Origin of the sequence: Brumimicrobium mesophilum (genome assembly GCF_003025005.1) — a bacterium.
Classification (GTDB): domain Bacteria; phylum Bacteroidota; class Bacteroidia; order Flavobacteriales_D; family Crocinitomicaceae; genus Brumimicrobium; species Brumimicrobium mesophilum.
Genome location: NZ_PVSS01000011.1, coordinates 127,115 through 152,154, shown reverse-complemented (window position 1 = coordinate 152,154; position 25,040 = coordinate 127,115). Strand labels below are relative to the sequence as shown.

Genomic DNA, 25,040 nt, shown 5'->3' with positions numbered 1-25,040 from the left:
GCTCAATAAAAAGTTATATCATGAGAAATGAGGAACTTGAAAAAGAACAAACAAACTGAACAAGAAATACAAGTGAAAATTCTAACCAAGTTTATTACCTAAGTAATAAGATATGTATTAAATCTGCATTAACAGAAGTCTATTGAAGTTTAATAAAAGAATTTAACCACATTCAATATGATCAATAAGTAGAACAATGAGTGTGGGAACCACTTCCTTTTTGCACTGAGAAATGCATAGGGTAAAATGAAGGGTAAAATCGCGATGGTAATGGTAAAGTAGAAATAAGAGTCATGCGCAATTAGAATAACACTACTAATTACAGCCGCAAATAAAAGTGAAACGAAAGTGACAGAGATAATTCTTTTATAACGAATAGAGCTTTTAACACGTCGTTCTAAAATCAATTTATTGGCCAGAATAGCTAATATGATAATTATCAAATATGCAACATAAGTTATATAGTCACCAACATCAGCATAACTCAAGTAAGAGTTAAAAGTAAACATTTCTTCTAAAAAGAAAGGATTGATCAATATCACCCATAAAAAAGGAAAAATAAAACCAAAAACGGGTAAGACGTATTCTCTAAACACAAAAGGTCTTATAGTAAATAATCCAAACCAAATGATAACAATAAAGGCAGAATATATTGGCAGGAACGTTGAAGCAGCCCCTAAAAACAAGGCACTTAAAAAGGCGTTACTTCTTGCGTCTTCATTTTGCTGTATGCTCAACAACTGATAGAAGGAAAGAATAAAAAATAAATGCCCTATTAAATCCTCTCCAAACTTCAAACTTATCGGAAATAGAAAGACCATCAAAACATAAAGTATACTTGGTAGAAAAACATATTTATCATAAAAAGATAAAGAGTTGAAAACAAAATTTAACAGAATTGCATTCGCACAAATAAAAATGAGTACAAAAATTCTAGATGTCAATGGCTGAATAGCATTGAAATCTAACTTCCATAGGTTTTCTTGTCCAATGGTTGTCATATCAAACGATGGAAAATAATAATCTAATAAGATATGTAGACCCACAAAAATAGGAATCAACAATACAACAAATGAATTATTATTGGCAAAGTACTTTATCATGAATACTCGAAGTTTTAATAAAACGGAAAACAAATGTATCTATTCATCGAGATAAATATAGAGTTTTTAAGAATTCAATTGGAAAAATATTATATTTGTACACTTAAATATGTGTTATGACTTATAATGAACTTGTATACGAATTAGGAGAAGGACTTTTGTGGACAACAGAATTACTCTTTGAAGTTGTAGGTAATATTTTTAACTATGGTGTAATTGTTCTTGGCTTCATAGGGTTGTTTATTTGGTTACGTTTGCAAGCTAAATATAACAGAGAAGCTGCTAACGATCCTACCAAATTTAAATAGGGTAAACCTCTATTTTAGAATCACTTATTAAATTAAGTGTATTTATTTGTAGTTACTTTTTTCGAAAGGTAACTATTTTCATTTACAGCTATTTCTCGACAGCTTGCACTACTCTATCTATAGAAATATTGTAAATGTCTTCTAGTTTTGGATCTTCTACATTATTCGCTGTAATTGCATAAGCATTTTTTCCAATTGGCTCCCATCTCCCTGGATGCATAGGACGTAAATCTGTGTATAATCCAATCGCTTTCTTACCTAAAACAGCTGCTAGATGCAGTGGCCCTGTACTACAAGCTACCAAGACATCACATTCATCAATAAAAGTAATCAACTCGGCTAAACTGCTTTTTCCAGAAACATCAATAATTTGCGGATGTTCTGGCAATTCATTTCTGAAAAGTAAACCTTCTTTCTCTGTTCCTGAAAAATAAACAGTACAGTTTTTAGTGACTAATTCATTTGCCAAATCAACATATTTGCTAATTGGCCATTCTACCGCTGAACCTTGAGATTTTGTATGTAGAATTACACGTTTCCTTTCCATTAAAACATCTTTAAGATGAGAAGGTAATTCAACTTGAGGTTTAAAGTTTCCTAGATATTCAACCAACTCCTTTTTACTAGGTAAAGTCTTAATTCCAAAATTTCTAAACAACTCAAAATTCAATTGCGCTTCATGAAATTCTGATTTCTTACGCGTGAAATTTGGTCGAATATTACATGTTAATAAATGATACATTCTGTGAGAGGTCCCTATCCTTAACGGGATTTTAGCCGCTTTGGCTAATTTAGCCAATTCTTTGTTTGGGAAGACATGGATAAAAGCATAAATATCAAGAGCCTTAACTAGTTCAACTTGCTTTTCGAATGTTTCCTTTTGCCAATCCTCAAGACGAATGATATCGTCAATATACGGTGAACAATTCAACACATCAACAGTATAAGATTTACCTAGAAATAAAATACGAACAGTAGGAAATTTTTCCTTAAGCCAACCACATAAAGGCAATGTTAAAATAACATCTCCAATACTATCAGTGCGACTAATGACAATGGTTTTTCCAGATAAATCAGTTGTTTTCATGCTGCAATCTCCTTAATTCCTTGTATTTATAAATATTTGACACCGCGGAAATTCGAGCAATTGTAAAACCTGCTTTGCCATCTAAAAAACCCTTTTTGATTAAAAACATGGCTACAAATCTTCCTAGAGCACTAATATATGGTTTGAAAGGTCCAACTCGCTTCCCTTTTTCATACATTTTAATCGCAGTTAATTCAGAATATTTATCAGCCCTTTGCCTATGGTCTTCTTGAGAATAATATGAATAATGCAATAAATGCCCCTTCAAATTTTTAGCCTCAGGGTTTCCTTCAACCACCAATTCCTCATGGACATAAGCACCTTCCCATTGACTTGTAGACTTTGGGAAAATTCTAGTTTTCACGTCGGGATACCAACCTGAATGTTTGATCCATTTTCCGCAATAGTTTGTTAAGCGATTGACTTCATAAACACCACTTAACCCTTCCTTCTTAATTGCTAAAATGGCATTTTGTAAAGTCACGTCTGGTGCTTCATCTGCATCAACAGAAAAAACATATTCATGCGTAGCCAGTTGATTCAAATAATTCTTCGCATTGGAATAACCTTGCCACTCTCTTTGTTCGAAGCGTACCTTTTTGCTTTTACAAATTTCAATTGTTCGATCAGTGGAAAAAGAATCCAGTACAATTATTTCATCAGAAATTGGAGCCAAAGCGTCTATGCAACGTTCGATATTCCGTTCCTCATTAAAAGTGATAATTGTAGATGTAATTTTATGCTCCATGGGTTTTCTTCAAAAACAAATATAGTGGTTCTTGAATAATGAAGGTGGTTATTCGGAATATAGTGGGAATTAAATGGGATAATTTGGGGTTTGAAAATCTCGATTCTTTCAATAAAATTAGAAAATAGCAATCTAATTTAATTTAGTAAAACTTAAAGTTTCGTTCGAAGCAACTCTCCCTTAGGAGGGAGATACAGAGGGAGGACAGCAATAATTTAAATTACATTCATCCAAAAAACACAGAAAGATAAGAACAAGGGTTATTTTCCAGTCCTTCAAAAAATTATATCACAATTGATCTCATCACATAACTCATCCCTTGTTACTGCAAACTAAAAAACCACATCCCGGTGGATGTGGTTTAAATAATTTTCTCAAATTGCAAGCTGAGAGGTTTTTTATAAGTTAATAATAAATTTCAGTTATAAATATAGCTAAAAATATGTGTAAAAAAAATTCTAGGCCTATAATTTATCATTTCAATTTACCTCTTCTCTCGATTCTCTCCCTCAAAACCATTCCGTTTGAAATAAAAGAATCTAAACAACCCTCGTTTTTAACGAAGTTGAAATTCTATATCTCACCTCGTTAAACCTTCAAGAATTAATCATTAATAATTATTTAGTATCCCAATTCTCGTCGAACTCTATACAATGTTTGATGTGCGACTTTCCTTGCTTTTTCTGCTCCTTGGCTCAAAATACTATCTACTTCATCTTTATTTTCCATGAAATAATTGAATTTTTCACGTTGATCTTTAAATTTCTCGATAATTAATTCGAATAGCGCTTGTTTAGCATGACCATATCCAAAATTTCCGGCACGATATTGATCTCCCAAAGCCTTTATTTGCTCTTCATCTCCAAGTAATTTATACAAAGCGAAAACATTACACGTTTCTGGATCTTTTGGATCTTCCATCGGTGTACTATCCGTTTCTATTTTCATCACTTGCTTTCTTAGTGCTTTTTCTGGTAAAAAGATATTGATAAAATTATCTCTTGATTTACTCATCTTCCCACCATCAGTTCCAGGAATAAGTTTAGTACTTTCTTCAATTTTTGCTTCTGGAAGAACTAAAACATCCTTTCCAACACTTGTATTCAATTTTTGCGCTACATCACGTGTCATTTCTAGATGCTGCATTTGATCTTTTCCAACTGGCACTTCATCAGCATCATACAACAAAATATCTGCAGCCATCAACATAGGATAATTAAATAAACCTGCATTAATGTCGTTAGTTCTTCCTGCTTTATCCTTAAATGAATGCGCTAATGTTAATCTTTGATATTGAAAATGACACATTAAGAACCATGCAAGTTCAGTTGTTTCAGGAACATCACTTTGACGATAAAACACAGTTTTCTCAGGATTCAATCCAAAGGCAAGCCAAGCGGCTGCAACTCCATAAGTATTATTACTTAAGGTTTGGCCATCTTTAATCGATGTCAAAGAATGCAAATTAGCAATAAATAAGAATGATTCATTTTCACTATTATTTGCTAACTTTATTGCTGGAACAATTGCTCCTAATAAATTCCCTAAATGAGGAACTCCTGTACTTTGTATTCCCGTTAAAATACGTGTCATAATAAAACTGATTTTTGTAATTAAAAAAATAGTTACTCACAAAAATAAACTTTTGTTGAAGACATAAGCAAAATATTTAACTTTGATGGTCTATAAAATTGAAAATGCGAAATACAATAGGTTTAGTATACTATTCATGGAAAATATATATTGGGGTTGTGTTTGCCATCACACTACTCCTTTTCTATCCTGTCTTATTGTTTGTACTTTCTTTCGAAAAATTAAGACCTCTTAGTTTTAAAATTAATATCATGTGGTCGAGATGTATGCGCATCTTCTGTTTTTACGCTGTTGAAGTAAACAGAAAAGTTGCAAAAACGGATGAGCCATTTATCATTGTGGCCAATCACACTTCATATTTAGATATTTTCATATTATACAGTATTCTACCTCAACAAAAATTCATTTTCATGGGGAAAAGTGAAATACTAAAATATCCATTGGTTAAAACATTCTTCAAAAAATTAAATATTCCTGTCGATAGAAAAAGCAGTATTCGTTCGGCAAAAGCATTTATTCAAGCCAAAAAAGAACTCAAAAACGGATGGAGTATTGTTATTTTTCCTGAAGGAGGTATACCAGACTGTGCACCAACTTTAGTTCCTTTTAAAGATGGAGCATTTCAATTGGCAAAAACATCTTCAGTTTCAATTCTCCCGATAACCTTTAGAAATCATTTTAAACTCTTCTCTGACCCAGACACTTTTTGTGCACCTGCCATGCCTGGACTATCTAAAATCCACATTCATGAAATGATTGGTAAGGAAGAAATAGTGAAAGAAGAGATGAATACCATCAAAGAAAAAACATATCAAGTGATAGATTCTTATTTACCATAAAAAAATGATTAATTTTGCAACAACAATATTGATTCAACATGGAAATTAAAGACGAGATAATCGATCACATTGCGCATTTAGCAAGACTTTCTTTCGAAGGAGAAGAAAAGGTAGCCATTAAAAATGATATGAATAAAATCATTGACTTTATGGGTAAGCTAAACGAAATTGATACAGATCACGTTGAACCCCTAATCTTTATGTCAGACAATGTGAATGTATTGCGTGAAGACCTTCCTCAGCAAACTATAACGCATGAAGAAGCTTTAAAAAATGCACCAAAAAAGGATTCAGATTACTTTAGAATTCCAAAAGTTTTGGACAAAACCATAGACTAATGAAATTATTAAGCTTATCACTTCTACTGATTTTACTTGTTTCTTGTAACAATAGTCAACCACTTTGTGATTGTGTTGAAGCAGGAGACGATGTCAATAGAATTTCAGCAACGTTTTTTAATCGTGCACCAACCCAAGCTGGTGAAGACAGTCTATATGTTGCTAAAGAAAAGCGTGATAAACTATGTGAACCTTTTCAAGATATGGCTCCAGCAGAATTACACAAAAGAGCGGCTGAGTGTGCGTCTTTAAAAATCACGCCAGAACAATAATTTTTATTCATCTTATTGACAATTCAACATGAAAATCTTTAAAAAAACAGGTTTAGCATTTTTATTCTTGTTGATTTTTTGGGTTTTCGTTTTCGATTTTCAACGTATTTTATTCTCTATTCATAACTTGAATAAACTCTCAGACTCTTCTTTTTGGGAATGGATTCAAGTGTTTTTCCATTCCATTCGATTGGATTTGGCAATGGCAGGATATTTAAGTGCAATTCCAATTATTCTAATTCTCAGCTATATTGTCTTTAAAAAGAAGTTCATATTTATATTTTTTAAAGTAGTATTAATTATAGAATTGATTTTAGTTTCCATGATTCATGCAGGCGAAATTAATGCTTATGGTGAATGGAATCACAAACTGACTTCGCGGGTTTTTATGCACCTTGGAAATCCTGATGAAGTTTTCAGAACTGCAGACTACAGCATGACCATTTGGTTTGTTTTTTACCTTATTCTGGAAGTTGTCTTTGGTTGGAAAATAATGAATTGGCTTTTCAAAAAAGAAAGATTTATTTTATCAAATAGTTCGATTTGGTCTAAAATTGTTCTTTTTATTCCAGTTTTACCGATTTTATTAGGTGTTTATTTCCTTTTCGCACGTGGCGGAGTTCAGCAAATTCCAATTAATATTGATGCCGCTTATTTCTCGAAAAAGTATATTGTGAATGACATTTCTGTGAATTCACCTTTCTTTTTTGGAAAGAGTTTTCTCCTTTTTAAACGTTCAAACATTGGCGAATTCCTAACTGATTATGATGAGAAAAAAATTGAAGTTCTTCTTCATGATTTCTTGACTTACGAAAAGAAACACGACAATTACATTTTAGAAAACACTTCGCCTAACTTGGTATTTGTCATTTTAGAAAGTTGGACTTCTACAATCAGTAATCGATTTACGGGTAAACCAGGAGCAACAGAAGAATTTGACAAACTTTCAAAAGAAGGTGTTTTGTTTACCAATTTATATTCCACTGGGAGTACATCAGAAATAGGGAATTCCAGTATTTTCTCAGGCTATCCTGCCTTGCCAGAAATTTCAATTTCTATGCAGCCATTCAAGCACAGAAAATTAAAATCGCTCAACCAAAGTTTGAAACCTCGAGGATACACAGCCGGATATTTATTCAGCGGTGACTTAAAATACGGAAATATCGATAGTTATTTTACAGATCATGGATTTGAAAGAATTGAAGATGAATCTGATTTCCCTTCTGGATTAAAGAAAGGAAAACTGAACTATTATGATGAAGATTTATTCAAAATTTTCATGGATAAAATCAATCAGCAGGAAGAACCATTTATAGAATGTGCATTTACTGGAAGCACGCATTCACCTTACGATTTCCCAAGTCACAACAAACCAGAGTGGCAAGGTGACGAGAAGAATTTCATGAATTCAGTGATTTATGCAGATCAATCTTTAAGTGAATTTATCGAAGCCACGAAAAAACAAGATTGGCACAAGAACACACTTTTTGTAATCGTTGCAGATCATGGACATGCATCACCTTATATCTCCAATCCAAGTGATTCAGAATTTTACAGAATTCCATTGCTTTTATATGGACCAGCACTAAAAGATTCAGCCCGTGGAATGGTCGTTGAAAAAGTAGGTTCTCAAGCTGATATTGCTGCAACATTGCTTTACCAAATGAAAGTGGACACAGGTGATGATTATCCGTGGAGTAAAGACCTTTTAAATCCAAATGTACCGGAATTTGCATTACATACCACCACAAGAGGATTTGGTTGGGTAACTCCAAAAGGTCAATTTACTTTCCATTTAGACTATCAGAAATACATCGTGAACACATTTGATGACGATTTGTTAGATAAGGAAAGACAAAGATGTAATGCTTTGATGCAGAAGTTGTATGAAGAGTATGAGGAACTTTGATTAATTATAAAGTTACGAATCCGTCAATGGACGAACAAGTTATTGGATTTGCACTTCATTTGGAAATTGCTTTTTTGACTGAATGAAGAGTAGAAGCTCCGTTGAATTTGTCGCCTTCGACAAGCTCAGTCAACGGATTAGGCTTCGTTGACTGAGCCTGTCGAAGGCAATGAACATAAAGAGAAAACCAATTCACAAAAAGTGAATTCTCAACTAAAAACCCTTAATCTTTCCTTAGTTTCCTCTGTGGATTCGCCTGAAAAGCAATCTTAGGATCAACCAATCTTTTTTCACCTTTAATATCCCGCATAGCTTCAGAAATACTTGGAAAGAAATTATCTTCTCCTAAAATAGCAAACATATTGGTCTTTTTGAATTGATCTCTAACCGGACCTTTTAAGCAAGTTATCATCATACGAATATCATTTTCATTATATTTTTCTGATATTTCTTTTAAAGTATCAATTGAAGTTGTATCGATTGAATCAATTGCATTCGCATCAATAATTACAAACTTTAAATTCTTCTTTCTGGATTCATATAATCTTAATTTCTTAATGAAATGAGGAATATTTGCAAACGTAAGTGCAGCATCAAACCTAAAAATTAATATCTCGTCTTGTATATCTGTTTCTGAATAGCGCTCTACATTCCTAAAAGTATCTAATGAACCCTTTACCAAGCCAACTTCAGCGGTATGTGGAAATGAAACAGCATAAACCAAAGACATCATCGATAAGACTACGCCCGTAATGATTCCTTCTTGAACCCCAATTAAGAAAGTGACCAAAGCAGTAACTCCAAACATTAAAAAGTCGCGTTTATCTATTCTCCACAAAGCTTTATAATACTGAAAGTCCATCAATCCAATAATTGCTACAATGATAATGGCTGCTAAAGCCGCGTTCGGTAAAAAATAAAATAATGGAGTTAAAAACAAAAGGGTCATCACAACCAATCCTACAGTAAAAATCGTAGATACGTTTGTGTTAGTTCCAGCTTGTTTATTCACAGCTGAACGAGAAAAGCTTGAAGAAGTTGGATATGCCAAGAAAAATGAACCAATAAACTTAGATAGTCCTAAAGCCATCAATTCTTGATTAGGTTTTAGATTACCTTGATCTTTTTTATCTTCTAGAGACACACCAATAGCAAAAACTTCAACAAACGAAATAAACGCTATGGTAATACTGACAGGAAGAAGCAATTTAACCAATTCCCAATCTAACAATGGAATGGAAAAATTGGGTAATCCTTCGGGAATTGTACCTAAAATAGAAACACCTGAGTTTTCTGTGTTAAAGAAGTAGATAATCAACAAAGTGACTATCATTACAATCAATTGATTCGGAATCTTCCTACTGAAACGTTTCATATAGAATAAAAAAGCAATTGAAAGCCCTGAGATCAAAATCGTATATAAACTAAAGGTAGAAATATTGGAAATAAGGGCAATAAGTGTATCAATAGAACCATGGGCATTTATTCTTATACCTGTAGCACTTTTCATCTGAGACAAAAAGATGGTTAAGGCAGCACCAAAAATGAAACCTTTAAGGACGGGTTTTGAAATGAAATTCACAATTTTACCCAATTGAAATACCCCCATTAAAAATTGAATTAAACCCGACAATAATGCGATTACAAGAATAGCATTAAGGAATTCATCCGGATCGGTAATTCCCGCATGATTTAAGCCTGAAAATGCCAATAACGATGTCAAAGCTGCTGGACCAATTGCCGCATATATAGAAGTTCCCATCAACATATACACAATTAATGGAACAATTGAAGCATATAAACCATAAACCGGCGGTATTTCAGCCAAATATGCATAAGCCATACCCTGAGGAATTAACATAACTCCTACAGTTAATCCACCGATTAAATCTGCAAGAAATGTCTTCCCTTTATATGTTTTGAGCTGTTGAAAGAAAGGTAATTTAAACTGCATTTATGACTTTTGATATTTATTCAAATATAACATTCTTCAAAGATAGTTAGTTTTATAAAAGTTAAGTGTGATAAATATCACAATCCAGTTCCGAATTTCAGATGATCAATTACAGATTGGTTAGACGTTATTTCTTTATTCAAGAAAAAAGAGGTGAAAAGCGTTCAAACAGAACTGTTTCAATCCGTAAGAATGCGTGGAAAAGGGAGGTGAAATATTGCAGAAGCAGTCCAGCAATAGATTTAATATAAAAAATACAAGAGAAAAAACATCTAATAAAACGCTCTAGGTTTGCATGCCCTGTATGCCTTTCTCATCAAACAGAGAATACAAGGTACAAGGTAAACCCATAGAGGTAAAAACAACAAAAGAGGTTCTTCTTTCGAAAAACCTCTTTTTAAACTTATCTTTTCACGGATTACAAAATTCGTAATTCGTATTTAAATTAATCGGAATTAATTAGCCGTTCAACGCTTCAGCACCACCAACGATTTCTAAAATTTCGTTTGTAATTGCAGCTTGACGTGCTTTGTTGTATTGTAAAGTTAAATCACGTTTCAATTCACCTGCATTATCAGTTGCTTTGTGCATCGCTGTCATCCTTGCTCCTTGTTCAGACGCCCAAGAATCCAATGTTGCTTTAAACAATTGTAACTTCAATGATTTTGGAATTAAATCTCCTATGATTTCTAATTTAGAAGGCTCATAGATGTAATCTCCAATCTCTCCACCATCTTCTTCAATTGATGAAGCCTCGATTGGTAACAATTGTTGGTCACGAATAATTTGAACAGCTGCGTTCTTAAATTCGTTATAAACAACGATTACTTTATCATACTTACCATCAATAAAACTGTCCATTGCATATTGAGCATACTCTGAAACATGTTCAAATATTAAATCATCAAATACTGCAGAAGCATTAGACAACTGTTCTGGGCGATTGATTAAGCCACTATTTTTAAATGAGTCATTTACTTTCTTACCAATGGATAATAGATCAACCTTCTTACCTTGTAAATCAGTTGCTAAAAGTTCGTTTATTTTCTTCGTAATACTATTGTTGAATCCACCACACAAACCTCTGTTAGATGAAACACCAATTATCAATACGTTTTTTACTTCACGTTGTTCAGCATATCTATTTTCAGAAAGATCAAGCGTAGCACTTACATTTCCAAGAATTTCTTGGATTTTTTCAGCATAAGGGCGCAATTGAGTAATTGCATCCAATGCTCTCTTTAACTTTGCAGCAGAAACCAATTTCATGGCTTGTGTAATCTGCATCGTAGAAGAGATAGAAGTAATACGGTTTTTAATTTCCTTTAAATTCGCCATTCCTTACAATTCACTTTCTAAAAAGAAAGATTAATATTTTGAAGCTATTTCTTTAGCTACTTTAGTTAAAGTATCAGTAATTTCTTCAGTTAATTTACCCGATTTAAGACTGTTCATTAAATCTTTGTGCTTAGCATCTAAGAAGTCCAAATATTCAATTTCGAATGCTTTTACCTTTTCTACTGGTACATTTTGGATTAATCCTTTTGTACCTACATAAATAATAGCAATTTGTCTTTCAACCGTAAATGGATCTCCTTCATTTTGTTTAAGGATTTCAACATTACGAATACCTTTATCCAAAACGTTTTTAGTTGCAGTATCAAGATCAGATCCGAACTTAGAGAAAGCTTCTAACTCTCTGTACTGTGCTTGGTCTAATTTTAACGTACCAGCAACCTTCTTCATTGATTTAATTTGAGCATTACCTCCAACACGCGATACAGAAATACCTACGTTAATTGCTGGACGAATACCTGCGTTAAACAAATCAGACTCTAAGAAAATCTGTCCGTCAGTAATTGAAATTACGTTTGTTGGAATATAAGCTGAAACGTCACCTGCTTGTGTTTCAATAATTGGAAGTGCAGTTAAAGAACCACCACCTTTTACCATTGGTTTTAAAGCTTCAGGCAAATCATTCATTTGTGCAGCAATAGAATCATCATTAATGATTTTTGCAGCACGCTCTAACAATCTTGAGTGAAGGTAGAAAACATCACCAGGGTACGCCTCACGTCCTGGAGGACGACGTAACAATAATGAAACCTCACGGTATGCAACAGCTTGTTTTGATAAATCATCAAATACAATTAAAGCTGGACGACCAGTATCACGGAAAAACTCTCCAATTGTTGCTCCTGTCATTGGTGCAAAATATTGCATTGCAGCAGGATCAGAAGCGTTTGAAGCTACAACAGTTGTGTACGCCATTGCACCAGCTTCTTCTAATTTTTGAACTATTCCAGCAACAGTTGATCCTTTTTGACCAATTGCTACATATATACAATGAACAGGTTCTCCTGCATCATAAAATTCTTTTTGATTGATAATTGCGTCAATTGCAACAGTTGTTTTACCTGTTTGACGGTCACCAATAATTAACTCACGTTGTCCACGTCCAATTGGAATCATTGAGTCAATTGACTTAACTCCAGTTTGCATTGGCTCAGTAACAGGCTCACGGAAAATTACTCCAGGTGCTTTACGTTCAATTGGCAATTCGAACAATTCCCCTTCAATTTTACCTTTACCATCGATAGGTTGACCAAGTGTATTCACAACACGACCAACGATACCTTCACCTACTTTTACAGAGGCAATTCTTTCTAAACGTTTAACTGTATCGCCTTCTTTAACATGCATAGAGTTACCCAAAAGTACAACTCCAACATTATCTTCCTCTAAGTTAAGCGCAATTCCTTGTAGTCCACTGTCAAACTCAATAAGTTCACCGTATTGAACACCACCTAATCCATAGATTCTAGCGATACCATCTCCTACTGTAAGAACGGTACCAACTTCTTGAAGTTCAGCTTCAGTTTTAAATCCTGAAAGTTCTTCTCTTAAAATTGCAGAAACCTCTGCTGGTTTTATATTTGCCATTTTATTAAACTTTATATTAACGACGGGCGTTAAAATTATCGTATTAAACGTTGTTTCATTTCATTCAATTGATGAGCAATACTCGCGTCAATACGTGTATCTCCCATCCTTACTACAAATCCTCCAATGAGTGATTCGTCAACTTTCTCTGTGAGTTCAATTGAACCTTCAATATGTTTATTCAATCTTTCTAAGATAATTGCTTTTACAGAATCCTCCAACTTTACAGCTGAGGTGATTGTTAAAGGTACAATTCCTCGGATAGTATTTAATTTCGTAATGAATTCTTCTGCAACTAAAGGCAAAATCATCTCACGATTATTTTTTGTCAATAAACGAATAAACTTTTTACTGATTTCTTGAAAATCACCAAATAATTTATCAAAAACATTGTTCTTCTTGTCCGAATTGATAAGTGGACTATTTAGAAACACGTGGAAGTCATTGTGACCGTTTGTAGTAGCCAACAAATACTCCATGTCTTTCAACACTGCATCTGTTGCTTGCTTTTCTTCAGCCAATTCAATAAGCGACTGTGCATAACGACTTGCTACCTTCAATCCTTCCATTGTTCTTAATTTAAGTTGATGTCTTTAGCAAAACTTTCAGCCAATTGCTTTTGTTTCTCGTTAGATGAAAGATCTTCACGAAGAATTTTTTCAGCAATTTCCAAAGCGATTGTAGCTACTTGATTTTTCAATTCAGCAACTGCAGCATTCTTCTCAGCTTCAATAGACACTCTTGCATTTTCTACAATCTTATCCGCTTCAACTTTAGATTTTGACTTCGCAGACTCAATCATTCCATCACTGGTAATTTTCGCTTCTTTGATCATCTCATCACGTTCGATTCTTGCTTCTTTCAACAAGTTAGCATTTTGAGTTTTTAACTTCTCCATTTCTGCTTTGGTCTTTTTAGCCATGTCCAAAGCTTCTTGAATATTGTCCTCACGATTGTTTACAGCTGCCATAATTGGCTTCCAAATAAACTTCGTCAAAATGAACATCAGAATGATAAAAGTCAAACCTGTCCAAAATACTAATCCTAAATCTGGTGTAATTAAATCCATTTCTTAATAATTTCTCTTTAAAATAATCTTTTTAAATAATCTCCGCACAACCAACCGTTGCGCGGAGATTAAGCTTCTTAATACTATCCTTGAAGCAAACCAACAACAACACCAAACAAAGCAGCACCTTCAATAAGGGCAGCAGAGATGATCATTCCAGTTTGAATCTTAGAAGCAGCTTCCGGTTGGCGAGCCATCGCGTCCATTGCTGAACTTCCGATTTTACCAATTCCTAATCCTGCACCTAATACAGCGATTCCAGCTCCTATAGCAGCTAATCCAGTCATAACTATTTGTTTTTATAAAGATTACTAATTTAATGTTCCTCAGCAACTGCCTCTCCTATGAAGAGCGCTGACAACATGGTAAAAATGAAGGCTTGTAAAAATGCCACTAACAATTCCAAGACACCGATAAACAATGACATTGGTATTGATAAAGCACTCCACGCCGCACTTCCGAACGTGAAAATAATTCCTGTTAATGCTAAAATAATAATGTGTCCTGCGGTAATATTCGCAAACAAACGTACCATTAAGGCAAATGGTTTAGCGAAAACTCCGATAACCTCAACTGGTATCATAATAATCAACAATGGAATCGGAACTCCTGGTGTTGCGAAAATATGCTTCCAGTAATTTTTATTTCCTGAGAACACTGTAATTAGCATGGTAAAAGCTGCCAATGTTAAAGTAAAACTAATATTACCTGTCAAGTTAGCTCCTCCTGGTATAATTGGAATCAAACCTAACATATTATTGATCCAGATAAAGAAAAATGCTGTTAACAAGAATGGCATAAATTTCTTGTATTTCTTTTCTCCAATATTTGCTTTCGCTATATCATCACGAACAAACACTACGATTGGCTCAATGAACCTAGCAATACCTCTTGGCGGATGCAATCCATCATTTTTGTATGATTTAACCGCCAACCTTAATAAGACAAACAATAATAATGCAGAGAAGAACAAAGTAAACACGTTCTTGGTAATTGAAAAGTCATAAGGCTTTGCATTAGTCGCGTGACCTTCAGCATCGAAATCCAATAAACCAGCCTGGTTTAATTTATAGATGTTCTCATGAAAGATTCCATAGCCTAACTCACGATTTACCAAATAATGATCTTTTTTACCTTCTGCGTTAACAATTTCAATTGCATCTTCCTCGTGGTAAAATCTTTTTGATGAAAAAACTTTGATTCCATTATCAATCAAAATAATTGGCAAATGAACAGAAACATGTTGTTTTCCATCATTATCATCTGTATATGTTAGAATGTGCCATTCATGCGCATCTTTTATATGATGCATAATCATTTCTGTAACATCTACTGGTTCACCCTCTTCAGATGAACTTGAAAAAACTGGTGCTGATAGTAACAGTACTATCGTCCAAACAAATGCTTTAAGCGTCGTATTCAACATTATAATCACTTTAAAAATGAATCGTTCTGTTCAAATTTGGGTGCAAAGATATATATTCTTTTCTTAAAGTCAATGCTTTTTTTTGGCTTTTAGACGTTTTTTGATGGAAATAGCTGTGGGTGGGTGAAAGAGAACAAAAAAAGTTTGTTCTCAGTAAAAAGGACAGTTTACAACTGTCCTTATAATATACTCTACATTAAACTAAATATCAAGTAAGTAATTTTACTTCAACAATTCAGGGTATTTTGACTTGAATTTATTTAATCTTGGAATCGAAACCGCTTTCACATAACCATTATTTGGATTGTTATGTTCAAAATCTTGGTGATAATCTTCTGCATCATAAAAAGCGTTGAACGGTACTATCTCTGTTGTGATTTTTGAAAATGTTCCTTTGTTTAATAATTCCTTTACATAATTCTGAGCTAATTCTTTTTCTTTATCGTTACGGTAGAAAATTGAACTACGGTATTGTCTTCCTTTATCCGGACCTTGTTGATTTAATGTTGTAGGATCGTGCGAACCAAAAAACACCTTTAACAAGGTAGGATAATCAACTTTCGTACTATCATAATGAACTTCAACTGCCTCTGCATGATTTGTTCTTCCGGCGCTTACCAATTCATATTTAGCATCTGTTGCATTTCCTCCACTGTATCCTGATATAACATCCCCTACTCCAATTACAGATTCAAAAACTGATTCAACGCACCAAAAACACCCTGAAGCAAAGTAGGCAACCGAATTGGTTTCGATATTTTGATTGACGTCTGAATGTTCGATTTTTGATGCGTCAATTTCACCATTCGAAACAGGATAATTATCAGCAGCATTTGAACAGCTTGATAAAGCAAATATAAATGACAAGAATAATATTGTAGTTTTCATGATTCTAATTTTTAATGTAACGTTTCAAACAACGTTTTTGTTTCATATTGACCTTGAAGTTCAATCTTCTTTCTATTTTTGTACCTTATAAATTGAATATTATGTATAGAACGCACACCTGTGGCGAATTACGCCTATCTGATGTTGGAAATGAAGTTACTTTGAGTGGTTGGGTACAACGAACTCGCGAAATGGGAGGAATGACTTTCGTTGATCTTCGTGACCGTTATGGAATCACACAATTGGCTTTTAGCACAGAAGGGAACGAAGAATTAAATCAAAAAGCACGTAAATTAGGTCGTGAATTTGTAATTCAAGTTAAGGGTAAAGTAATTGAGCGTTCTAGCAAGAACATGACGATTCCTACTGGAGAAATAGAAATTATTGTTGCCGAATTAAATATATTAAACGCAGCGAAAACACCTCCATTTACTATCGAAAATGAAACCGATGGTGGTGAGGAGCAGCGTATGAAATACCGTTATTTAGACATTCGTCGTAAAGCAGTTCTTGATAAATTGCGTTTACGTAATAAAGTATCTTTAGAAACAAGAAAGTATTTGGATTCTGTTGATTTCATGGATGTCGAAACTCCATATTTGATTAAATCTACTCCTGAAGGTGCAAGAGATTTCGTTGTTCCAAGTAGAATGAACCAAGGTGAGTTTTATGCCTTACCACAATCTCCTCAAACTTTCAAGCAATTATTGATGGTTTCTGGAATTGATAAATATTACCAAATCGTTCGTTGTTTTAGAGATGAGGATTTACGTGCAGATCGTCAACCTGAGTTTACTCAAATTGACTGTGAAATGTCTTTCGTTGAACAAGAAGATATCTTGAACACTTTCGAAGGAATGGTAAAACACTTATTTAAATCTTGCAGAGATGTTGAGTTCGAAGGAGATTTCCCGAGAATGACTTACGCTGAGGCAATGGAAACTTATGGTTCTGACAAACCTGATATTCGTTTCGGAATGGAATTTAAAAACATGAATTCTGTAACAAAAGACAAAGGCTTCAAGATCTTTGACGAAGCTGAATTGGTTTTAGGAATTGTCGCAAATGAATGTGCTGTTTACACACGTAAACAATTGGATGCTCTAACAAAATGGGTTCAACGTCCACAAGTTGGCGCCAAAGGTTTAGTTTATGCTAAATATAATGATGATGGAACCTTTAAAAGTTCAGTAGATAAATTTTATAGCCAAGAAGATTTACAAGCTTGGGCAGACCACACAGGAGCAAAACCTGGTGATTTGATTTTCATACTAAGTGGAGATACTGATAAAGTTCGCAGTCAAATGAATGACTTGCGTTTACACATGGGAGATGAATTGGGATTAAGAAATCCAAATGAATTTAAGCCATTGTGGGTAATCGACTTTCCACTTTTAGAATGGGATGAAGATTCAAACCGTTTCCATGCAATGCACCACCCATTTACTTCTCCAAAAGCAGAAGATGTGGCCTTATTGGAAACTGATCCAGGGAAAGTTCGTGCCAATGCTTATGACTTAGCAATGAATGGTGTTGAGTTAGGTGGAGGTTCTATTCGTATTCACGATAAATCACTTCAGGCATTGATGTTGAAACACCTAGGATTTACAGAAGAAGAAGCGAACAAGCAATTTGGATTCTTAATGGATGCATTTGAATTTGGAGCGCCACCGCACGGAGGAATCGCTTTCGGATTGGATCGTTTAACAGCTACAATGGGAGGTTCAGATTCTATCCGTGATTATATCGCATTCCCAAAAAACAATTCTGGTCGTGATGTAATGATTGATGCTCCTGCAACAATTGATAATGAGCAATTGAAAGAATTGGCTTTGAAGGTGGAGATTGAAAAGGAATAAAAAATAATACCCCATTGATATGGCGCAATGCATTGCGATTGAGGAAATAAAATACAACAAAAAAAGAGACGCGATTTGCGTCTCTTTTTTTGTTGAAATATTTAAATAAATAGAAGGTCTTGAATTCCTGATGGAGCAAAATAACCAACTTGGACGATTATCAATTAAACAACCTCCACTCCTATTTTAGAATCTCCCTCTGCTGCGATATCCGCATCATAAACATGACCTTCCGCTTTTCCCAAAACTATATTTTTTGCCAAAACTTCGGCTGAGATGTATTCTTTATTTTCTTCGATGGCTGCTTTGATTTCGTCTGTGGTCTCAATTGTAACAACAATCTTATCCGTTACCTCAAATCCAGCTTCTTTTCTGAAATTCTGAATACGGTTAACCAATTCTCTGGCAATTCCTTCTTGTTTTAACTCAGGACTAATTGTAATGTCCATCGCTACAGTAATTCCTCCTTCTGAAGTAACTAACCAACCAGGAATATCATCCGTTACGATTTCAAAATCATTGCTATCAAGAACGATGTTTTCACCATTTAACTCGCCTGTCCAACCATGGTTTGTTTCAACAGATGCTATATCTGCAGCTCCCCATGCATTAACCATTCCAGCGATAGCTTTCATTTGCTTCCCGTATTTAGGACCAATCGTTTTGAAATTTGGCTTAATTTTTTTGGTTAAAACACCAGTTGTATCTTCCAAAAGAACCAATTCTTTCACATTGATTTCAGAAAGAACCAAATCTTTCATGTGCTCAATACGTGATTTGAAACTTGGATCCAAAATAGGAACCATGATTTTTTGCAATGGTTGACGAACTCGAATTTTCTCCTTTTTACGTAGACTCAATGCCATCGAAGAAACCTGTTGTGCGATTTCCATTTGTGCTTCCAATTCTTTATCGATATCTGCTTCATTCACTGCAGGAAAATCTGCCAAATGAACTGAAGTTGCAGTATGTCTTCCAGAAATTTTATTCAAATCACAGAATAATTCGTCTGTATAGAACGGCGCAATTGGAGCACTCAAAATTGCTACAGCTTCCAAACATTCATACAAAGTTTGGTATGCTGAAATTTTATCGTTTGAATAATCACCTTTCCAGAATCGTCTTCTACATAAACGAACATACCAATTTGATAATTGATCATTTACAAATGACTGAATTAAACGTCCAGCTTTTGTTGGTTCATAAGTATCGAACGCAACATCAACTTCTTCAATTAACGAGTTCAACTTAGAAATAATCCAACGGTCTATTTCCGGTCTTTCTTTGGTTGCAATTCTTTCTTCGTTATAAGCGAAACCGTCGATGTTTGCATACAAAGCAAAGAATGAATATGTATTATAAAGTGTTCCGAAGAATTTACGTTGTGTTTCTTTAATTCCTTCGGTATCAAATTTCAAGTTATCCCAAGGTGATGCATTTGTAACCATGTACCAACGTGTGGCATCTGGCCCATATTTATCCAAAGTAATGAATGGATCAACAGCGTTACCCAAACGTTTTGACATTTTCTGTCCGTTTTTATCCAAAACAAGACCGTTTGAAATAACGTTTTTGTATGCTACAGAATCAAATACACTTGTTCCAATTGCGTGAAGTGTATAGAACCAACCTCTCGTTTGGTCAACTCCTTCAGCGATAAAATCTCCCGGAAAAGCTTTTCCACCATCGATTAATTCTTTGTTTTCGAAAGGATAATGCCACTGTGCATAAGGCATTGAACCTGAATCGAACCAAACATCAATCAGGTCTGCTTCTCTTTTCATTGGTTTACCTGAATCAGAAACCAAAGTAATTTCATCTACGTAATTTTTGTGTAAGTCTACTTTTTCGTAGTTTTCTTTCGACATATCTGTCGGGTCAAAATCAGCTAGTGGATTATTTTCCATAATTCCAGCTGCAACTGACTTTTCACATTCGCTTTTCAGTTGAGCGATAGAAGAAATACAAATTGATTCTTCTCCTTCATCAGTTCTCCAGATCGGAATTGGAATACCCCAATAACGTGAACGCGATAAATTCCAATCGTTCAAATTCTCCAACCATTTTCCGAAACGTCCAGTTCCAGTAGATTCTGGTTGCCAATTAATGGTTTTATTCAACTCCATCATTCTTTCTTTTTTGTCCGTTACTTTAACGAACCAAGAGTCTAATGGATAGTATAAAATTGGTTTATCAGTTCTCCAGCAATGTGGGTAACTGTGCTCGTATTTCTCAACACGGAAAGCTTTATTTTCTTCTTTTAATTTGATAGAGATCAATACATCAGCCGATTTGTCTGGTGCTTTACCTTCATCATAATATTCATTTTTAACATACATTCCAGCAAATTCACCCATTTCAGGACGGAATTTACCTTGTAAATCAACCAAAGGAACAGGATTTCCATTTGCATCAGGCACCAACATTCCAGGAACATTCGCTTGCTTTGCAACCATAGCATCATCCGCACCAAAAGTTGGGGCAGTATGCACAATTCCAGTACCATCTTCTGTCGTTACAAAATCTCCTAAAATTACTTGAAATGCATTTTCTGGATTTTCCATTGGCTGAGCAAAAGGCATTAATTGCTCATAACGGATTCCGTTTAATTCAGATCCTTTGAAAGTACCTCCTACGAAATAAGGAATCTTTTTGTCTCCTGCTTTATATTCTTTTAAATCTTCAACAGAATCAACTTTAAAGAACATTTTAGTGAATTGCTTTCCTAATAAGGCTGAAGCTAAAACAACGTTAATTGGTTCAAAAGTATATTGATTGAAGGATTTTACTATTACATAATCGATGTTCTTTCCTACTGTCAATGCAGTATTTGAAGGCAAAGTCCATGGAGTTGTAGTCCAAGCGATTAAATGAACATCTTCATTTTTGAAATCATCACCAAATACAGATTGACTCTCTTTTTCTACTTTAAATTGAGCCACACAAGAAGTGTCTTTTACATCCTGGTAACAACCCGGTTGGTTGATTTCGTGAGAAGACAATCCAGTTCCGGCTTTTGGAGAATAAGGTTGGATAGTATACCCTTTGTAAATCATGTTTTTCTCATACAATTGACCTAACAACCACCATACACTTTCCATGTATTTTGATTCATAAGTAATGTATGGATCTTCCATGTCTACCCAATATCCCATTTTTTCCGTCAGGTCATTCCAAACATCCGTATAGCGCATTACTGTTTTCTTACAAGCTGCGTTGTAATCTTCAACAGAAATTTTGTCTCCAATATCCTCTTTGGTAATACCCAATTCTTTTTCAACACTCAACTCAACTGGCAAACCATGTGTATCCCAACCTGCTTTACGGTTAACTTTGAATCCTTTCAACGTTTTATAACGACAGAATATATCTTTAATAGAACGCGCCATCACGTGGTGAATTCCCGGTAATCCATTCGCTGAAGGAGGTCCTTCAAAAAACACAAATGTTTTATCATCGTCTTTTGAGTCAATAGAAGCTTGGAAAACATTTTCTTGTTTCCACTTTTCAGCGATTTTACTTGCTGACTCGGGTAAATTCAACCCTTTATATTCTGGATATCTTTCGCTCATAATTTGCCTTTATTTTGCAGTTTGCAAATTTAGTCATTTTAATCGAAAAAGCTTGGCAATTGATAATTGACAACAGATAATTAACTTAGTTGAAGGCTTCGAAGCTGAAATTATTTGAAGTATAAAATGTCAATTGACAACATTTATCGATTTTAGTTCTTCATTTATAGTTCAAACTTAATCTAACCCCAATAACTTTCTGAAATGCCCCTTTGGCTAATTCTTGTACTTAAATTATAATATTTTATGAAATAACTTCTAATTTAGTATTTCACTTTTGCAGAAACTTGCTTTGATAAATACAAAACACTTTTGGATCATTCTGTTTTTAAGCGCACAACTAGCCGCGCTTTCAGGAATTCAATATGGTTTTTTTAAGTATCGCCAAGCCAATATTCGAAAGGATATAAAACGTGCTATTAAAGAAGGAGTTCCTAAAGATCAATTGGTTGATTTTGTTTTTCACATGCATGAAGAAAACTTCACAAATTTGGAATGGACAAAGCCTGAAAAAGAATTTCGCTTTAATGATCAGATGTATGACATTATTGAAACCACCGAAAGCAATGATACAATTTACTATAAATGTATTCATGATGTAAAGGAAAGCGGCCTTTTTCAGAAATTAGATTTAATGACCAACAACAGGTCGAGTAAAGAAAAGTCAATTATCATTTATTGGTCAAAACAAATTTATTCCTTTCAGAACGGAATTCAAAATCAAGATGACTTACCCAATTACCTAACAGAGGGAGAAGATTTTATTTTCAGAAAATCATTTTTCCATACTTTTTTGGAGAGTCCTACTCCACCGCCACCAGAAATTTAATCAACTTCTATTCTTTTTAAGAAATGCAATTAATGTGTTAGACTTATCATAAGCATATGCACAATACATATTAATTAACACCACTTTCTTACAAGGATTAAATTCCTTAAAATCAATTCACTTTTCAAGTGTCAATTGATAAATACACACAAAAATTAAAATTATTATATGAAATATTTATTATTATTTCTTGTCTTCGTAGCCTTTACTGCTCGAGCTCAAGAACAGATTGAAAAATGTGGGTCTCACATTGAAGAGGCGAAACTTTGGGCCGAAAACCCAGAACTAGAAGAAGCTTATATGGAAATGCGTAACATTGCTGTGGCCGACCGTATCTCAACTCGAGGAAACCAAGTTTATACCATCCCTATTGTTTTTCATGTGATTCATGAATATGGTGTTGAAAACATATCTGATGAACAGATTTATAGTCAAATGGAAATTCTAAACAAGGATTTTAGAAAACTAAACAATGACACGAGTGATATCGTTCCAGAATTTAAGGGAATAGCAGCCGATGCCCAAATCGAATTTGTTTTAGCAACAGTCGATCCTTACGGAAATTGCACAAATGGAATTACTCGACATTTCAGCAGTGAAACCATGATTGGGGACGACTATTCGAAAATAGACCAGTGGCCTAGAGGTCGCTATTTGAATGTTTGGACAGTTAAATCCATGGAAGGTGGAACGGCGGGCTACGCTTTCTACCCTAGCTCGGTGGAAGGAAACAATCGTTTTCGTGACGGAATCATTATTCGTCATAATTACATCGGTGATGTGGGAACTTCCAGTGTTTATAACTCGAGAGCTTTAACACATGAAATTGGTCACTTTTTAGGACTTGCACACCTTTGGGGACCAACAAATGACCCGGGACTAACAAGCAATTGTGGCGTTGACGATGGAATAGCCGACACGCCGAACACCATCGGGTGGACATCTTGTGATGTTTCCGGAACCACATGTGACAATGAATTAGACAATGTGCAGAATTTCATGGAATATTCGTACTGTTCAAATATGTACACTCAAAATCAAGTCTCTTTCATGCACAACATCTTAGATCAAAATGTAAGTCAGCGTTCATTCTTGTGGAGTCAAGAAAACCTTGAAATTTCAATTCCCGACAACGGAGTATGTGACCCAAAAGCAGATTTTTATGCCAGTAGATTAGTTGCATGTGAAGGCGACCAAATACAATTTGAAAACTTCTCTTGGGGACTTAATAGTAGTAATCCCCTATACTCTTGGAGCTTTGAAAATGGCACAACAACGGATCCAACTGCTGAACATCCAATTGTTACATTCACTTCCCCAGGTTGGCAAGATGTAAGCCTTACCGTCAATGATGATGGTATAGCCAACACTATTATTAAGGAAAACTTTATTTTCATTACTTCAGGTTGGTCAGCTTTTAGCGGAACGCATCAATTTGATTTTGAAAACAATCCTAATTACTGGATTATTCATAACCCACAAGAAAATGAAATAGAATGGGAAGTACTGGATGATGTAGGAAGAAATGGTGGTGGAGGAATATTTTTAAATACATCAACACCTTACCAAGACCCAATCATTTTCTCTCCTGAATACTTCTTCAACATGCGAAGAGGAGGAACTAAACATTCATTTGTTACACCAACATTGAATGTTTCAAACATGACAAACATCACCGTTTCTTTTGATTGGGCATGTGCCACCGATGCTTCTTTGATTGAAGAAATTACGGAGAAATTGATTATTTATTCTTCTAAAGATTGTGGTAATACGTGGCAACAACGAAAATCTATAGTGGGTACAGACTTGGTGAATAATGGTTCGGGTTGGACATCATTTCATCCAAACCAAGGACCGTCTTCACTTTGGGACACTGAAACCTTTCCATTACCAGACTTAGGAAGTCATGTTTTGTTAAAGTTTGAATATATAGCTTCAGACAAGTCAAACAATATTGCTATTGACAACATCAACATCTCAGGTACATTGAGTGCTGATAACTTCCTAAAGGAAGACAATTTAAGCATATATCCGAATCCATCCACTCAAGCTAATGGTTGGAGCATTAATTATGACCCTTCACAATGGGGCGGTTCGACTCTTCAATTGACCGATGTTTCTGGAAGAATTATCACAACAAGTGAATTACCAGAAAGTCAATCTAGCAGGAAAATCAAACCAAATACGAATGCAACCCAAGGCGTTTACATCTTGAAGATAGTAAACGGAGAGAAAGTTATTCAGAAGAAGTTGATATTAAAGTAAAATAACTCCAAAGAAAAAGGCGAACTCTGCAGAGAGTT

The 25,040-nt window shown here is 34.6% G+C and carries 21 protein-coding genes; 8 read left to right on the top strand and 13 right to left on the bottom strand.

Going from position 1 to position 25,040, the window contains the following annotated elements; genetic code table 11:
• Window positions 1–149: 149 nt before the first annotated feature.
• On the bottom strand, window positions 150–1,103 hold the full coding sequence (locus C6368_RS12510; protein ID WP_107039555.1) for a hypothetical protein: 954 nt from the start codon (window positions 1,101–1,103) through the stop codon (window positions 150–152).
• A 116-nt stretch (window positions 1,104–1,219) separates the two neighbouring features.
• On the opposite strand from C6368_RS12510, the gene C6368_RS12505 reads away from it, so the two are divergent.
• Window positions 1,220–1,411, top strand: coding sequence for a hypothetical protein (locus C6368_RS12505; RefSeq protein WP_107039554.1), 192 nt, complete (start codon window positions 1,220–1,222; stop codon window positions 1,409–1,411).
• A gap of 88 nt (window positions 1,412–1,499) precedes the next feature.
• Here C6368_RS12505 and C6368_RS12500 read toward each other — a convergent pair whose 3' ends face one another.
• From C6368_RS12500 to trpS, 3 genes are all read right to left on the bottom strand, one after another.
• On the bottom strand, window positions 1,500–2,498 hold the full coding sequence (locus C6368_RS12500; protein WP_107039553.1) for a glycosyltransferase family 9 protein: 999 nt from the start codon (window positions 2,496–2,498) through the stop codon (window positions 1,500–1,502).
• On the bottom strand, window positions 2,485–3,246 hold the full coding sequence (locus C6368_RS12495; RefSeq protein ID WP_107039552.1) for a glycosyltransferase family 2 protein: 762 nt from the start codon (window positions 3,244–3,246) through the stop codon (window positions 2,485–2,487). Before C6368_RS12495 ends, C6368_RS12500 begins: the two co-directional genes overlap by 14 nt.
• A gap of 621 nt (window positions 3,247–3,867) precedes the next feature.
• Entirely contained in the window at window positions 3,868–4,839 is a 972-nt protein-coding gene (gene trpS, locus C6368_RS12490) for a tryptophan--tRNA ligase (RefSeq protein ID WP_107039551.1), read from the bottom strand.
• 104 nt (window positions 4,840–4,943) lie between these two features.
• On the opposite strand from trpS, the gene C6368_RS12485 reads away from it, so the two are divergent.
• The 4 genes from C6368_RS12485 to C6368_RS12470 are packed head-to-tail and all read left to right on the top strand — an operon-like array spanning window position 4,944 to window position 8,197.
• Entirely contained in the window at window positions 4,944–5,678 is a 735-nt protein-coding gene (locus C6368_RS12485) for a lysophospholipid acyltransferase family protein (RefSeq protein WP_107039550.1), read from the top strand.
• 38 nt (window positions 5,679–5,716) lie between these two features.
• Window positions 5,717–6,016 carry an Asp-tRNA(Asn)/Glu-tRNA(Gln) amidotransferase subunit GatC gene (gene gatC / locus C6368_RS12480; RefSeq protein ID WP_107039549.1) on the top strand — a complete coding sequence of 100 codons (300 nt, stop codon included), beginning with the start codon at window positions 5,717–5,719 and terminating at the stop codon, window positions 6,014–6,016.
• Window positions 6,016–6,288 (top strand): hypothetical protein, encoded by a 273-nt coding sequence (locus tag C6368_RS12475; protein WP_107039548.1) that lies wholly within the window; start codon window positions 6,016–6,018, stop codon window positions 6,286–6,288. The genes gatC and C6368_RS12475 overlap by 1 nt, the downstream gene beginning before the upstream one ends.
• A 28-nt stretch (window positions 6,289–6,316) precedes the next feature.
• Window positions 6,317–8,197, top strand: coding sequence for an LTA synthase family protein (locus tag C6368_RS12470; RefSeq protein ID WP_107039547.1), 1,881 nt, complete (start codon window positions 6,317–6,319; stop codon window positions 8,195–8,197).
• Window positions 8,198–8,420: 223 nt separating this feature from the next.
• Here C6368_RS12470 and C6368_RS12465 read toward each other — a convergent pair whose 3' ends face one another.
• The 8 genes from C6368_RS12465 to msrA form a co-directional block, all read right to left on the bottom strand.
• On the bottom strand, window positions 8,421–10,151 hold the full coding sequence (locus C6368_RS12465; protein ID WP_107039546.1) for a SulP family inorganic anion transporter: 1,731 nt from the start codon (window positions 10,149–10,151) through the stop codon (window positions 8,421–8,423).
• A gap of 459 nt (window positions 10,152–10,610) precedes the next feature.
• The gene (gene atpG, locus C6368_RS12460) at window positions 10,611–11,489 is read right to left on the bottom strand and encodes an ATP synthase F1 subunit gamma (protein WP_107039545.1); all 879 of its coding nucleotides are present in this window, start codon (window positions 11,487–11,489) and stop codon (window positions 10,611–10,613) included.
• Window positions 11,490–11,519: 30 nt separating this feature from the next.
• Entirely contained in the window at window positions 11,520–13,094 is a 1,575-nt protein-coding gene (gene atpA / locus C6368_RS12455; RefSeq protein WP_107039544.1) for a F0F1 ATP synthase subunit alpha, read from the bottom strand.
• Between the two features lie 35 nt (window positions 13,095–13,129).
• Window positions 13,130–13,663, bottom strand: a complete 534-nt coding sequence (gene atpH / locus C6368_RS12450) for an ATP synthase F1 subunit delta (RefSeq protein WP_107039543.1) — start codon at window positions 13,661–13,663, stop codon at window positions 13,130–13,132.
• Window positions 13,664–13,668: 5 nt separating this feature from the next.
• On the bottom strand, window positions 13,669–14,163 hold the full coding sequence (locus tag C6368_RS12445; protein ID WP_107039542.1) for a F0F1 ATP synthase subunit B: 495 nt from the start codon (window positions 14,161–14,163) through the stop codon (window positions 13,669–13,671).
• A gap of 83 nt (window positions 14,164–14,246) precedes the next feature.
• Complete coding sequence (gene atpE, locus C6368_RS12440; RefSeq protein WP_107039541.1) at window positions 14,247–14,450, bottom strand: ATP synthase F0 subunit C; 204 nt, start codon at window positions 14,448–14,450, stop codon at window positions 14,247–14,249.
• 29 nt (window positions 14,451–14,479) lie between these two features.
• Window positions 14,480–15,589 carry a F0F1 ATP synthase subunit A gene (gene atpB / locus C6368_RS12435; protein WP_107039540.1) on the bottom strand — a complete coding sequence of 370 codons (1,110 nt, stop codon included), beginning with the start codon at window positions 15,587–15,589 and terminating at the stop codon, window positions 14,480–14,482.
• A gap of 222 nt (window positions 15,590–15,811) precedes the next feature.
• Entirely contained in the window at window positions 15,812–16,477 is a 666-nt protein-coding gene (gene msrA / locus C6368_RS12430) for a peptide-methionine (S)-S-oxide reductase MsrA (RefSeq protein WP_107039539.1), read from the bottom strand.
• Window positions 16,478–16,578: 101 nt separating this feature from the next.
• On the opposite strand from msrA, the gene aspS reads away from it, so the two are divergent.
• Complete coding sequence (gene aspS / locus C6368_RS12425; protein ID WP_107039538.1) at window positions 16,579–18,336, top strand: aspartate--tRNA ligase; 1,758 nt, start codon at window positions 16,579–16,581, stop codon at window positions 18,334–18,336.
• Window positions 18,337–18,500: 164 nt separating this feature from the next.
• Here aspS and ileS read toward each other — a convergent pair whose 3' ends face one another.
• Window positions 18,501–21,908, bottom strand: coding sequence for an isoleucine--tRNA ligase (gene ileS / locus C6368_RS12420; protein ID WP_107039537.1), 3,408 nt, complete (start codon window positions 21,906–21,908; stop codon window positions 18,501–18,503).
• Between the two features lie 292 nt (window positions 21,909–22,200).
• On the opposite strand from ileS, the gene C6368_RS12415 reads away from it, so the two are divergent.
• Both C6368_RS12415 and C6368_RS12410 read left to right on the top strand, forming a co-directional pair.
• Window positions 22,201–22,737: a hypothetical protein gene (locus tag C6368_RS12415; RefSeq protein ID WP_107039536.1), complete on the top strand. Its 537-nt coding sequence runs from the start codon at window positions 22,201–22,203 to the stop codon at window positions 22,735–22,737.
• 168 nt (window positions 22,738–22,905) lie between these two features.
• Complete coding sequence (locus C6368_RS12410) at window positions 22,906–25,002, top strand: M43 family zinc metalloprotease (RefSeq protein WP_107039535.1); 2,097 nt, start codon at window positions 22,906–22,908, stop codon at window positions 25,000–25,002.
• Window positions 25,003–25,040 lie beyond the last annotated feature (38 nt).